Here is a 12,614-nt window from a genome sequence, read left to right on the forward strand (position 1 = left end):
CAGTGATCCGCAAGAACCTCGGCGTCGCGGCGGTTTCCGCGGTGGTGGCGCTGATCGGCTGCCCGTCCGCGGGCGCCATCAGCCCGCCGGTGGTCGATCCGCAGGCCGGCCCCCCACCGGGCAGCGCCGGTCCGCTGCAACCGATGATGCAGCGCACCGCATGCAGCACGACGGCGGTGTTGCCTGGCACTGATCCAGGTGCGGTCAGTGCAAATCAGTTGGCGCTCAACCTTTCCGGTGCCTGGCAGCACAGCCGCGGCGAAGGTCAGACCGTCGCGGTGATCGACACCGGTGTGCAGCCGGGGCCACGGCTGCCCGACGTCGAACCCGGCGGCGACTACGTCGAGTCGACAAACGGGCTCACCGACTGCGACGGGCACGGCACCGCTGTGGCCGGATTGATCGCCGGACAGCCCGGGGCTGACGGGTTTTCGGGTGTGGCTCCGGCCGCACGGCTGATCTCCATCCGGCAGAATTCCCCACGATTCGCACCGCGCACTCCCGGCACCGATGCCGTCGCTCGCGCATCTGCCGACGTCGCAAGCCTCGCGCGCGCCGTGGTGCGGGCGGCCGACCTGGGCGCCCGGATCATCAACATCTCGGTGGTCACCTGTCTGCCCGCCGACAAACCGATCGACCAGACGGAACTCGGTGCGGCGCTGCGGTATGCGGCCGTCGAGAAGGACGCGGTGATCGTCGCCGCCGCGGGCAACAACCGCGGCGGGGTCAGTACCGGGTCGGCGTGCGAATCCAATCCGCTCTCGACAGCGGGTACCGGGGACCCCAGGAACTGGGGCGCGGTGACCTCGGTGTCGATACCGTCGTGGTGGCAACCGTATGTGCTGTCGGTCGGATCGCTCACGGCCGGTGGGCAGCCGTCCGGATTCACCATGGCGGGGCCATGGGTGGGCATCGCGGCGCCGGGGGAGAACGTCGTCTCGGTCAGCAATGCACCCGGCGGAGGGTTGGCCAATGCCGTGCCGACCGAACAGGACAAGCTGAACCCGTTGAGCGGCACCAGCTACGCGAGTGCCTATGTCTCCGGGGTGGCCGCGCTCGTGCGCAGCAAGTACCCAGGTTTGACCGCTCGGCAGGTAGTGCACCGGCTCACGGCCACCGCGCACGGCGCAGCCCGGTCACCGTCGAACCTGACCGGTGCCGGTGGGGTGGACCCGGTCGCCGCACTCACGTGGGACGTCGCCGACCTCCCGGCCGACGGGCCTGCCGCTCCGATCGCCAAACCCATTGCCGCGCCGCCAGAACCCGCACCACGCGACAACACCCCCCGCACCATCGCGTTCGCAGGCACTGCGGTATTGCTGATCGCAGCTCTGGTCGCGCTGGTGGCGCACCGACGGAAGGACAACACCACATGACCGCCCGCCTTGCGTTGGCGTCCCTGTTCCTCGTGGCGGCGGTGCTGGCGCGCCCCTGGCAGAGCCCGGTGGAACGCTGGGTGCTGGGCATCTCCCTCGCCGCGGTATTGGTACTGATCGCCTGGTGGGGTGGGCTGTTCCTGACCACCCGGGTCGGTCGACTGGTGGCGATGCTGTGGCGCAACCTGTCGAAGGGCAAGGGGGACAGCGGTTTTGAACCCGCCGTCGAGACCATTGTGTTACGGGTAGATCCCGCTGCCGAGGCGCAGCTGCCCATTGTGGTCAGTTATCTGGACCGCTACGGCATCCGCTGCGACAAGGTGCGGGTCACCCACCGCGACGGCGACGGCGCCCGGCGCAGCTGGATCAGCCTGACCGTGGCCGCGACCGACAACCTCGCCGCCCTGCAGGCCCGTTCGTCGCGAATTCCGTTGCGTGACACCGCTGAGGTGGTGGGCCGTCGGCTGGCCGACCACCTGCGCGAGAACGGCTGGACCGTCACCGTCGTCGACGGTGTGGACACCCCGTTGCCCGACCCGGCCAAGGAGACGTGGCGGGGAGTCAAGGACGAGTCCGGATTCGCCGCGGCCTACCGTGTCGCGGTCACCGGCTCGCTCGCCGACACCCTCGCGGCGGTGCGCGGGCTGCCGGCCCGGCAGGTCTGGACCGTGCTGGAGTTCACCGGAGACCCGTCGCAGCCGCAACTTGTCGTCGGCTGCGCGGTGCACACCGACGAGCGTCCGGGTGCCAAGGCGCCGGTCCCGGGACTCACCCCGCAGCGGGGACGGCACCGCCCTGCCCTGCGGGCGCTCAGCCCACGGTCATCGCATCGTTTGGACGGCAGGCCGGTCGACGCTCTGGACGTGCTGTTCGAGGGTCTGGTGGTCGAACCGGACATTGCGCGGAAAGCGGGCCAGCCGGCATAGGCGTCGGGCAAAGGAAAAGGCCACGATCTCCAGGATCGTGGCCTTTTGCCGTTGCTGTGCCGGTGCCCCCCAGCGACAGCTTCATCTTCGATGCCGGTGTCCATTGCGGGTGTGCAGACCCGGGCCGGGACGGAGGCGTTTGTGATGCTAGGAGGCTCGATGACGTTCGGTCAAGAAGTAAACGCCAAGCAAACACACAGGACATCTACAGGTGCGGATAAGCCCGCCTCCCGGTGAGAATTGCCGTGCACGGCAAACAGCGGGCACCGGGTTCATGCGGTGATGTTGGCGCTGTCGCCGGCCGTGGCCGCGAAGCTGGTCCCCGTCACCATGCGTGCTTCGTCGGATGCGAGGAACACCACGAGCGGCGCGACGTCTTCGGGCTCAACCCACGGAACTCCCAGCGGCAGTTTTCTTTTCATGCCGTCGGCTGCCGACCGTTCATCCTCGTCCAGGTTGCCCGATGGCTCCTGTCCGCCGGTGCGGATGATCTGGGCGTACCGCTCCTCGTGTCGTGTCAGCGCGGTGTTGACCAACCCGGGGACCAGCGCATTCACGGTGATCCCATACTTGCCCAACTCCAGGGCCGCGGACTTCATCAAACCGATCAGGCCCCATTTCGACGCCGAGTAGCCGCTGCCGTCAAGCGTGCCGTGCTGACCTTGGGTGGAGGAGGTGATGATGATGCGACCACCCCCGCGCTGAACGAGCAGCGGAGCGGCGACCCGCAGCACATTGGCGGTGCCGGTCAAGTTGATGTCGATCTGGTCATGCCACAGCTGATCACTCATCTCCAACAGCGAAGCGAATCCCTGGATGCCCGCGTTGGCGAACACGACGTCAATGCCCCCGAACCGCTCTACCACCGCTGAGAACCCATCTCTGACCGCCGAGATGTCTCGCTGATCGAACACGACGGGTATCCATTCGCCGCCGGCTTCCTCGACGAGTCTTCCCGTGTGGGCGAGGTCGTCAGCGGTTGCAGGCTCGTATTCCATCGCGGCGCTCGCGCGGGCCGCGATGTCGGCGCCCGCAACCCGATAGCCGGTCCGGGCGAAGGCGACTGCCGTCGCACGTCCCATCCCGCGGGCCGCACCGGTCACCACCACTACTCGGCCTTCGGTCATCCTGGACTCCTTCGTCGTCCGATTCCCTTGCTGCACAACCGTAGACGGCCCGCCCCCGTTGCATACTCGGTCCAAGGCTCACTGCAACGTACCCGGCCGGATCGGTCGACACACCGAAAACCCGCAGGTTCCAAGGTAACTCGACTCGCCTTGTCGGGCCACGCGGGTACGGCCGCATGCCATGATTCGCCTTGACGGACAACATGATTAGCCCGGTCCGTCCGTGAGGACGGGCGGCTTGAGGTGCGGATTCTCCGGCGCTCGGGGCCGTCTCGATGCGGCCCGGTGCGTCATCGAGGCGATGGCGAACGGCGTTGCTGAAATGGCCCGGTTCGGTGCTGTGCCGGCTGCGCGATGGGGCGGGTAGCGCTGCGTCGTTCACAGCTTTCTCACAGATATGGATACGTCGCTGGAATGCCGTCGAGGGCGGTGAGCGACGAGAGGGCCCTGATCTTGACGGGCAACGGCGATGTGCCTCTGGCCGCCCGGTCAGGACTCTCGGCCCGAACCGTCGACACGCCAGCCTTTCGGAGCGAAATTCCTTGTGTGCCAAGCGGGGAGTGATGATCCCGGGGGACGGCCCGATATACCTCGAGATGGTGCGCGAGACCGCCGGAACTGACAAACATCAGTCCCTATTGACACACCAATAAGAAACGTTGTTTCCTTAGAGGAACCTTGCCGTGACCTGTGCCACAGCCAAGGTAGGGGGGTGAGAAGTCTCTCTCTCACAGAAAGCTGGAAGAAGGATCGAGTTGAGCAACAACGATGTAGCTACAAACGATTTCCTGGACTATGAACACGGGAATCTGCAATCCGGGACAAACTGGTGGGGCGCCTTCGTCATCGGTCTCGCCGGCACAATCCTGGTCACGGGTGCGGCGCCCGCGTTTCTGACCGTTTTTGGGGCGTCTTACATCCCCTTCATCACCTTCTTCACCCTCACCGGTGTGGTGCTCTGCCTGCTGCTGGCCGAACTGTCCGCCATGATGCCTGGCCGGACCGGTGGATCGCCGTCCTACGCCTACCCGGCATTCAAGATGCGCTTCCCGCGACTGGCTCCCCATGTCAACGGCATGACGGCCTGGATGTACTGGGTGGGGTGGATGCCCGTCGCACCTCTGAACATGATCCTGGCCTCCTTCTACATCACCCACCTTCTCGGTCTTGACGCCACCAAGGGCTTCACCCCGATCAGCACCTTCATTCCCTGGTGGACGCTGGTGATCACGATCGTCGGCCTGCTCATCCTGTCGATTCCGGCCTACCTGGGCATTCGTTTCGGAACCTCGATGGCGACGGTTCTGGCGGTCTTGTCGATGATTCCGCTGACCTTCCTGTCCATCGGCTTCATCTTCAATCCGAGCAAGACGAACTGGCACGAGCTCGCCGGGTTCCCGCATCTCGACGGTTCAAGCTTCTCCAGCCCGATCCAAGGTCACTCCGCCTGGGTCATGTACATCGCCTACGCCTTCCCGCTGCTGTGGACGGTCATCGCCTACGAAGCGGCTGCGTGCTACATCGGTGAGTGCAAGAACCCGCATCGCGACGCCAAGATCGCGATGACCCTGGAAGGTGGATACGGGGTGTTCGTGTACACCCTGCTGCCGATCTCCTTCGTTGTCGTTCTCGGCGCGGGTGCTCTCTCCAATCCGGACCTCGTCGACCCGAAGACCATGTTCGTCACGTTCGCCAGCACGATTTTCCCGGGTGTGGCCGGCGCAGTGATGGAGTGGCTGATGGCAGGAATGCTGATCGTGGCGCTCGTGCTGTCGGCGCTGAATTCACTGATGGGTTGCTCGCGGTCGCTCTACCAGATGTCGCTCGACGGTCAGTTCCCGAAGTTCTACCAGCACCTCAACAAGCACCACGTGCCCGACCGCGCCATGATGACCAACGTCGTAGCGAGCATGCTCATCGCCTTCATGGGTGGCGCCATCGAGATCTACGCGTTCTCCAACGTCGGCTACCTCGGCTCGTTCGTACCGGTGCTGATCGGCTACTACCTGCTGCGTAAGGACCGGCCGAACCTGCCGCGTCCGTTCCGGTTGCCCGAGCCGTTCAAGTACCTGGCGCTCGCGCTGGCCGCGCTGTACTTCTTCGTGTGGCTGGTCGGCGGCATCATCTACTCCAACATCGGTGGCCAGGCCATCTACTACTACCTCGGCGTGGCGGCGATCTTCCTCTACCTGCCGCTTTACTGGTACCGCAAGCACGAGGATCGTAAGAGCATGGTGAACCAGCCTGTCGGGCCGAATCAGACACCGGAACCGGAGATGGTGAAGTAGCAGTGTTTCGGAACCGCCAGAATCGCCCACGCCGCTCGCTTCCGCCGGTGGCACCGGAGAACGCCGCTGAGATCCTGCTCGCCTCCGAGGGGCGTCCCTTCACCGAGGATGCTCTGAAGCTTGCGGCGCGGATGTCTCTCGAGGGGCGTGGGCGGGCCATGGTGATCACCATCGCGCGGTTGCACGGCACAAGTTTCGGACTGCCCAACCCGGGGTTACAGCCCAACCGGCGGGAGATGGCAGAGCAGGAGGAGATTGTCGAGAGCGCCATCGCCAAGCTCAAGAAGCTCGGCGTCCCCGCCGACGGGCACATCGCCATCACCCGCAGCCCCCGAAAGAGCATCCTCAAGGAGGCTCGGCGGTGCCACTGCTCCGCGATCGTGATGGGGGCCGATCCGAAGCGCAACCCCTTTGTCTCCTCACTGATGTGGAGCCAGGAACCGTATCGGGTTCGCAGACGGTCCGATATTCCGGTACATCTCGTGGAGACGTCGCCGTAACCGTCCGGCGGTAACAACCACCACGATGATGCGGGGTGGTCTCGACTGAGAATGTCGAGACCACCCCGCATTGCCGTGTCGGGCGCCTACCGGATCAGGTCAACCCGAACAGGCGCGCCGCATTGTCGTGCAGCACATTGCGCAGCCATGTGTCGTCGACGCCGGGCAGGTCGGTCAGGGTGCGGATGGCATCGAGGTAGCTGTACGGGATGTTCGGGAAGTCGCTGCCGAACAGGATCCGGTCACCCATGGCCAGCAACCGCTGGGCATCCGCCCGCGGGAACGGCATGGTGGATTCGACGAACGGCGTGAACGCCATGGTGGTGTCGAGCCGCACGTTGTCGAAACGTTCGGCGATATCCAGGAATTCGCTGTACTCGGGCATTCCCATGTGCGCGATGATCAACGCCAGCCGGGGGTGACGGGCCAACAATTTCTCGATCCGCAAGGGGCCGGTGAACTCGCCGGGCACCGGTCCGGACCCGCAGTGGATGATCACCGGGACCTGGGCCTCCTCGATGGCCGCCCATACGTCGGTGAGCAGTGGATCGTTGGGGTCGTAGCGGCCGACCTGAATGTGCGCCTTGAACACCTGCGTGCCGACCTTGATGGCATCGGCGACGTAGTGCGGGGCGTCGGGTTCGGGGTAGAAGGTCGCGGTGGCCAGGCAGTCCGGGGTGTCGGCGGCGAAGCCGGCCGCCCACTGGTTGAGCCACGCCGCCATGTCGGGCTTGTGCGGATAGACCAGCGACGAGAACCGTCGCACCCCGAACGAGCGCAACACGGCGACCCGCTCGGCTTCCTCGGCACGGTAGGTGATGGGCCATTCCCGGCCGATCATCGGGCCCTGCGCATCGAAGTACTGCCACACCTTGTCCATGACGTTTTTCGGCATGAAATGGGTGTGGACGTCGACCATGCCGGGCAGGCCCAGAGATGACCAGATCTGACGTACTGACTCTGACTCGCTCATCGTCTGGGACCATATAACGCCGGCACCCGAGGAGGACTATCCGATCATGTGGAACCCCGATGTCTACCTGGCCTTCGCCGATCACCGCGGGCGACCGTTCTTCGACCTGGTCGGCAGGGTCGGCGCGGACAATCCCCGCCGCGTCGTCGACTTGGGCTGCGGGCCGGGCAATCTCACCGTCACCCTCGCGCAGCGCTGGCCGGGCGCGGTGGTGGAGGCCTGGGACAGCTCGCCGGAGATGGTCGCCGCGGCGCAGGAGCGGGGACTCGACGCGCGCGTCGGCGGCATCGAACAGTGGTCGCCCGAACCGGACACCGACGTGGTGATCTCCAACGCCGCGCTGCAGTGGGTGCCCGCTCACCGCCAACTGCTGGTGCGGTGGGCTGCGCAGTTGGCGCCCGGGTCGTGGATCGCCTTTCAGGTGCCCGGTAACTTCGATGCACCATCGCATCAGGCGGTGCGTGAGGTTGCGCGTCGTCCGCATTTCGCGGATGCATTGCAGGACATGCCCTTCCGTGAAGCCGATGTGGTCGACGCGCCCGAGCGATATGCAGGTCTACTGACCGACGTGGGCTGCGCGGTCGATGCCTGGGAAACCACCTATACGCACCAATTGACCGGGGAGACACCGGTGTTGGACTGGATCACCGGAACCGCGCTGACCCAGGTCAAGGGCCGTCTCACCGAGGAGGGCTGGAAGCAGTACCAGGATGAGATCATCCCGCTGCTCGCCGAGGCCTACCCGCGGCGAGCCGACGGGATCACGTTCTTCCCGTTCAGGCGGGTGTTCGTGGTCGCGCGAGTGGGCTGATTACCTCCCACGTAATCGACAGGCGTACCTATCCGTTCGACGATGGATGCATGCCGACACTATTGACCGCAGATCGCACCGACATCCACTACACAGACGCGGGAACGGGCCCGACGGTGGTGTTCACCCACTCGTGGGGACTCAACTCCCGGCAGTGGGAGGACCTCGCCGAACGCCTCGTGCAGTCGGGGCTTCGATGCGTGCGCTATGACCGCCGTGGTCACGGTGCATCCGGCCGGTACGACGGTGAGTGGACGCTGGATCTCCTTGCCGACGACCTGGCCGCCCTGCTGACGCAGCTCGACGTCAAAGATGTGACGCTGGTGGGTCATTCGCTGGGCTGCGGCGAGATCGTGCGGTATCTCAGCCGCCATGGTACCGCCCGAGTGCGCGGCGCGGTGTTCGTCGCACCGCAGTTGCCGCTGCTCGTCAAGACCGCCGACAATCCGGACGGTGTCGACGAGACCCTGCTCGACGCGATGCTCGAGCAGCTGCAGGCCGACGTGCGGCAGTGGTGCATCGACAACGCTCCGCCGTTCTTCGGTGCGAACCATCCTGTGCCACAAGAAGTTCTGGACGACACCATCGGGCAGATCGTGGCGGTACCGGTGCAGACGCTGGTCGCCACCCAGCGGATGGGCGCCCGCACCGACTACCGCGCCGAACTCGTCGACCTGGATCTGCCTGTTGTGGTGATCCACGGCGACGCCGATGTCTCGGCGCCCATCGAGCTCACCGGACGGCGCACCGCAGCACTGCTGCCGCAAGCCGAGCTCATCGAGATCCCCGGGGCCGCCCACGGGCTCTACGTCACGCACGCCGACGCGATTTGTGGCGTTTTAGCCGCGTTCGCCACGGCTGAAACTCCACAAATCGCTAGAGCAGATGCTCGATAGTGATGGGTAGTTCGGTGATTCGCTTGCCCGTGGCGTTGAACACCGCGTTGGCGATGGCTGCGGGCACACCGACGATCACGATCTCTCCGAGACCCTTGACGCCCAGGGGATCGGCGATCATGTCCTGGGCCGGCAGGAACGCCGCGTCGAGCGCGGGCACGTCGGCGTTGACGGGTACGAGATAGTCGGACATATTGGCGTTGACCACCCGTCCGTCACGGTGGTCGATCTGGCTGCCTTCCAGCACGGCCATCCCGATGCCGCCGACCATGCCGCCGATGGCCTGGCTGTGTGCCAGTTTGGGGTTGACGACGCTGCCCACGTCGAAGAGGGCGTACATGCGGCGGATGCGGACCAGGCCGAGTAGTTCGTCGACAGCGACCTCGGCGAACACCGCACCGTAGGCGCTCAGCGAATACCGGGTGTCGACGTCAGCAGGGTTCCAGGTCTGCTGGGAGTCCAGGCTCGGCCAGCCTCGCCGGCGCAGCAGATCCTGATACGTCTCGCCGCGCCCCGGGGCGTTGCGGGCGGCCATCCTGCCGTCGGCCACGGTCACGTCCTCGGGCCGCAAGCCGTTCAACGGCGACCCCGGATCGGTCACCGCAGTACGGATGAACCTGTCGCGCAGCATGTTTCCGGCGGTGAGCACCGCCGAGCCGACGCTGGCCATGGTCTGCGAACCGGCGTGGATCGGTGCGGCGGGAAGCCTGCTGTCGCCGAGGGTGAACTGCACCTTGGTGATCGGCAACCCGAGTGCGTCGGCAGCCACCTGGGTCATGGAGGTGTAGGTACCGGGCCCCATGTCGCTCGTGGCGCTTTGCACCTCGGCAGTTCCGTCGGCGTTGATGCGGGCCAGTGCTTGGCATTCGCGGCGTCCCGTGTGATATCCCGCCGCGGCCATACCCATTCCGATCAGGTTGGCGCCGTCGCGGGTCGACCGCGGTTCGGGATTGCGATGCGCCCAGCCGAAGGTGGCGGCTCCCTGGTGTAGACAGTCCACCAGCCGCCGGGTCGAGAACGGTTTGGCATCGGACTCATTGCGGCTCGGTTCGTTTCGGATCCGCAATTCGATGGGATCCAATGCGAGGCGGTGTGCCAGATCGTCCATTGCCGACTCCAACGCGAAAGCTCCGGGGGTGAATCCGGGGCCACGCATGTACGTCGGCATGTTCACGTCGAGCGGCACCACACGGTAGGTCGAGCGCAGGTTGGGGCTGGCGTATTGATAGCGCGGCAGGGCCACCACATTGTCGTCGTAAACCTGGTAGCGGGACGTTTCGGTGCGGGCTTCGTGAACGATCGCGGTGATGTGGCCCGCGCGGTCGGAGCCGATGGCCAACCGCTGGCGGCTGGTGGGCCGGTACCCGATGCCGCCGTACATCTGCCGGCGGGTGAGGGTGAGCTTCACCGGTCTGCCCATCCGGCGGGCTGTGTATGCAGCCAACATCTGGTGAGGCCACGTGCGTCCGGCACTGCCGAAGGCCCCGCCCACGAACGGTGATATCACCCGCACGTTGTCGACGGGCACGCCGAGAGCCGTCGCGAGCGACTCCTGCGCAATCTTGATGCCCTGCACCTTGTCCCACACGGTGAGCTGGTCGCCGTCCCAACTCGCGGTGGTCGAGGGCAGCTCCATCGGATTGTGGTGGTTGCGGGCAATCGTGTACTGCATGTCGGTGACGACCTCGGCCGACTTCAGCGCCGCGTCCGCGTCGCCGCGTGCATAGTCTTTGACGGACTGCCCCGGCTGCGGTTGTGCATTCGGGGCGTCGATATCGGTCAAACCTGTTGCATCCGAATACGTCACGTCGACCAGTGCGGCACCGTGGGCCGCGGCTTCGAGGCTGTCGGCCACGACCACCGCCAGGGGTTGACCGAAGAACGCCACCTGGCGGGGATCGAAGGGTAACTTGACGCCGCCGAAATCTGTCAGCACCCGCACGACGCCCGGGTGGTGCACCGCCTGTGTGTCGCTGATCCGGGTGACCGAGCCACGCCCGACGGTGCTGCACACCAGCACCGCGTGCAGGGCGCCGTCGACGGGATGGTCGGCGGAATACCGCGCCTTCCCGGTGACCTTCAGCGGTCCGTCGACGCGTGAGATCGGCTGCCCGACACTCGTCATGGCGCTCCTGCCACTACCGCCAGCTCCCGCTGCACGGTCCGTTTCACCAGTTCGATCTTAAAGCCGTTGTCCGACAAAGCCTTCGACCCGTCCGCGGCGTACGACGCGGCTTCCTGCCACAGCTGCGGCGTGGGTGCGCGCCCTCGGAGAACCTGTTCGACCGCGGGCAGTCGCCACGGCACGGTTGCCACGCCGCCCACCGCGACCCGTGCGCTGCGGATCACGCCGCCGCCGATGTCGAGGCCGACGGCCGCTGCGGAGAGCGCGAATTCGAAGGACTCACGGTCGCGCACTTTCAGATAGCCAGAGCGCCGCATCTCGGAGCCGGTGGGCACCTCCACGGCGACGATCAGCTCGCCGGGCCGCAGATCGTGCTCCTGATCGGGTGTGGTGCCGGGCTGTTTGAAGAAACCAGAGGCGGGGATGCGGCGCTCGCCCGAGGAACTGCGGGCGATGACAGTGGCGTTGAAGGCAACCAGCGCGACCGCCAGGTCCGATGGATGCGTGGCCACGCACTGATCGCTGCCGCCCAGGATGGCGTGTCCGCGATTGCGGCCGCTGATTGCTGCGCATCCCGAACCGGGCGAACGGCGATTGCATGCGGCCGAGACGTCGCGGAAGTACAGACAGCGGGGCCGCTGCATCAGGTTGCCTCCGATGGAGGCCATGTTGCGGATCTGCGGTGACGCACTGAGCTCCAAAGCCTGTACCAATGCCGGGAATTCGCGGCGCACGCCGGCATGGGCCGCCAGATCCGTCATCCGTACGAGTGCGCCGACGCGAAGATGTGCCGGCTGCAATTCGATTTCCCGATACGGCAGGGCATTGATGTCCACCACTTTGGCTGGACGCTCGACGGTCTCGCGCATCAGGTCGATCAGGGTGGTGCCACCGGCGATATACCGGGCACCGCCGGCTCCCGCCGCCAACGCCGACTGTTCGTCGGTGGCGGTCGAGAACGTGAACGGGAACACGTCGGCTAACTGCTCCGTGCCGTCTTCGCCACCGCGGCCACGATGTTCGTGTACGCCCCGCACCGGCAGATGTTGCCGCTCATCCACTCCCGGATCTCGGCGTCCGAGCCGGTATGGCCCTCGCGAATGCAGCCCTCGCCGGAAACGATCTGCCCGGCGGTGCAGTATCCACACTGGAACGCATCCTCGTCGATGAACGCCTGCTGCAACGGATGCAGCCGGTCACCGTTGGCCATACCCTCGATGGTCACGATGTCGGCGCCGTTGTGCATCGCGGCCAGCGTCAGGCAGGACACCACCCGCTGCCCGTTCAGCAGGATGGTGCACGCGCCGCATGCGCCCTGATCGCAGCCCTTCTTGGTTCCCGTCAACCCGATCCGGTCTCTCAACATGTCGAGCAGGGAAGTGCGGGTGTCGACTTCGACATCCGTCCAGTCACCATTGACCTTGAGCCGGACCACCTCTGAACTGCCGGCATTCTGTGCGGTTTCCTGTGCACATCCAGAGAGCAGCGAACTGGTCGCCACTGCGCCACCCACCGCCAGCGTCGTACCGACGAATACGCGCCGACTCATCTGGGTCGCTGCGTGTGCCTGGCCGTCCTCGACGTGCATCGAC

Annotated in this window: 11 protein-coding genes; 6 read left to right on the forward strand and 5 right to left on the reverse strand. The window is 65.8% G+C overall.

Features of this window, described 5'->3' with window-relative positions; translation table 11 throughout:
* The first annotated feature begins 2 nt into the window (after nucleotides 1-2).
* Nucleotides 3-1,376 (forward strand): type VII secretion-associated serine protease mycosin, encoded by a 1,374-nt coding sequence (mycP, locus tag RMCB_RS17130; protein ID WP_062829725.1) that lies wholly within the window; start codon nucleotides 3-5, stop codon nucleotides 1,374-1,376.
* Entirely contained in the window at nucleotides 1,373-2,302 is a 930-nt protein-coding gene (gene eccE / locus RMCB_RS17135; protein ID WP_062829726.1) for a type VII secretion protein EccE, read from the forward strand. The genes mycP and eccE overlap by 4 nt, the downstream gene beginning before the upstream one ends.
* Nucleotides 2,303-2,574: 272 nt before the next feature.
* Here eccE and RMCB_RS17140 read toward each other — a convergent pair whose 3' ends face one another.
* Nucleotides 2,575-3,429, reverse strand: a complete 855-nt coding sequence (locus RMCB_RS17140) for an SDR family NAD(P)-dependent oxidoreductase (protein ID WP_062829727.1) — start codon at nucleotides 3,427-3,429, stop codon at nucleotides 2,575-2,577.
* A 755-nt stretch (nucleotides 3,430-4,184) separates the two neighbouring features.
* On the opposite strand from RMCB_RS17140, the gene RMCB_RS17145 reads away from it, so the two are divergent.
* Nucleotides 4,185-5,717 (forward strand): APC family permease, encoded by a 1,533-nt coding sequence (locus RMCB_RS17145; RefSeq protein ID WP_029373996.1) that lies wholly within the window; start codon nucleotides 4,185-4,187, stop codon nucleotides 5,715-5,717.
* Nucleotides 5,718-5,764: 47 nt separating this feature from the next.
* The gene (locus RMCB_RS17150) at nucleotides 5,765-6,217 is read left to right on the forward strand and encodes a universal stress protein (RefSeq protein ID WP_029373997.1); all 453 of its coding nucleotides are present in this window, start codon (nucleotides 5,765-5,767) and stop codon (nucleotides 6,215-6,217) included.
* A 94-nt stretch (nucleotides 6,218-6,311) separates the two neighbouring features.
* On the opposite strand, the gene RMCB_RS17155 is transcribed toward RMCB_RS17150, so the two are convergent.
* Nucleotides 6,312-7,190 (reverse strand): amidohydrolase family protein, encoded by an 879-nt coding sequence (locus RMCB_RS17155; RefSeq protein ID WP_062829728.1) that lies wholly within the window; start codon nucleotides 7,188-7,190, stop codon nucleotides 6,312-6,314.
* 46 nt (nucleotides 7,191-7,236) lie between these two features.
* Between RMCB_RS17155 and RMCB_RS17160 the strand changes: the two genes are divergently transcribed.
* Both RMCB_RS17160 and RMCB_RS17165 read left to right on the forward strand, forming a co-directional pair.
* The gene (locus tag RMCB_RS17160) at nucleotides 7,237-8,001 is read left to right on the forward strand and encodes a trans-aconitate 2-methyltransferase (RefSeq protein WP_029366814.1); all 765 of its coding nucleotides are present in this window, start codon (nucleotides 7,237-7,239) and stop codon (nucleotides 7,999-8,001) included.
* 50 nt (nucleotides 8,002-8,051) lie between these two features.
* On the forward strand, nucleotides 8,052-8,897 hold the full coding sequence (locus RMCB_RS17165; protein WP_062829729.1) for an alpha/beta fold hydrolase: 846 nt from the start codon (nucleotides 8,052-8,054) through the stop codon (nucleotides 8,895-8,897).
* On the opposite strand, the gene RMCB_RS17170 is transcribed toward RMCB_RS17165, so the two are convergent.
* From RMCB_RS17170 to RMCB_RS17180, 3 genes are read right to left on the reverse strand one after another with little or no spacing between them, the layout of a single operon-like run.
* Nucleotides 8,878-11,022: a xanthine dehydrogenase family protein molybdopterin-binding subunit gene (locus RMCB_RS17170; RefSeq protein ID WP_062829730.1), complete on the reverse strand. Its 2,145-nt coding sequence runs from the start codon at nucleotides 11,020-11,022 to the stop codon at nucleotides 8,878-8,880. The genes RMCB_RS17165 and RMCB_RS17170 overlap by 20 nt on opposite strands.
* Nucleotides 11,019-11,996 carry an FAD binding domain-containing protein gene (locus RMCB_RS17175; RefSeq protein WP_062829731.1) on the reverse strand — a complete coding sequence of 326 codons (978 nt, stop codon included), beginning with the start codon at nucleotides 11,994-11,996 and terminating at the stop codon, nucleotides 11,019-11,021. The genes RMCB_RS17170 and RMCB_RS17175 overlap by 4 nt, the downstream gene beginning before the upstream one ends.
* 5 nt (nucleotides 11,997-12,001) lie before the next feature.
* On the reverse strand, nucleotides 12,002-12,610 hold the full coding sequence (locus RMCB_RS17180) for a (2Fe-2S)-binding protein (protein ID WP_062829732.1): 609 nt from the start codon (nucleotides 12,608-12,610) through the stop codon (nucleotides 12,002-12,004).
* Between the last annotated feature and the right edge of the window lie 4 nt (nucleotides 12,611-12,614).

Source organism: Mycolicibacterium brisbanense (assembly GCF_001570425.1).
GTDB lineage: Bacteria > Actinomycetota > Actinomycetes > Mycobacteriales > Mycobacteriaceae > Mycobacterium > Mycobacterium brisbanense.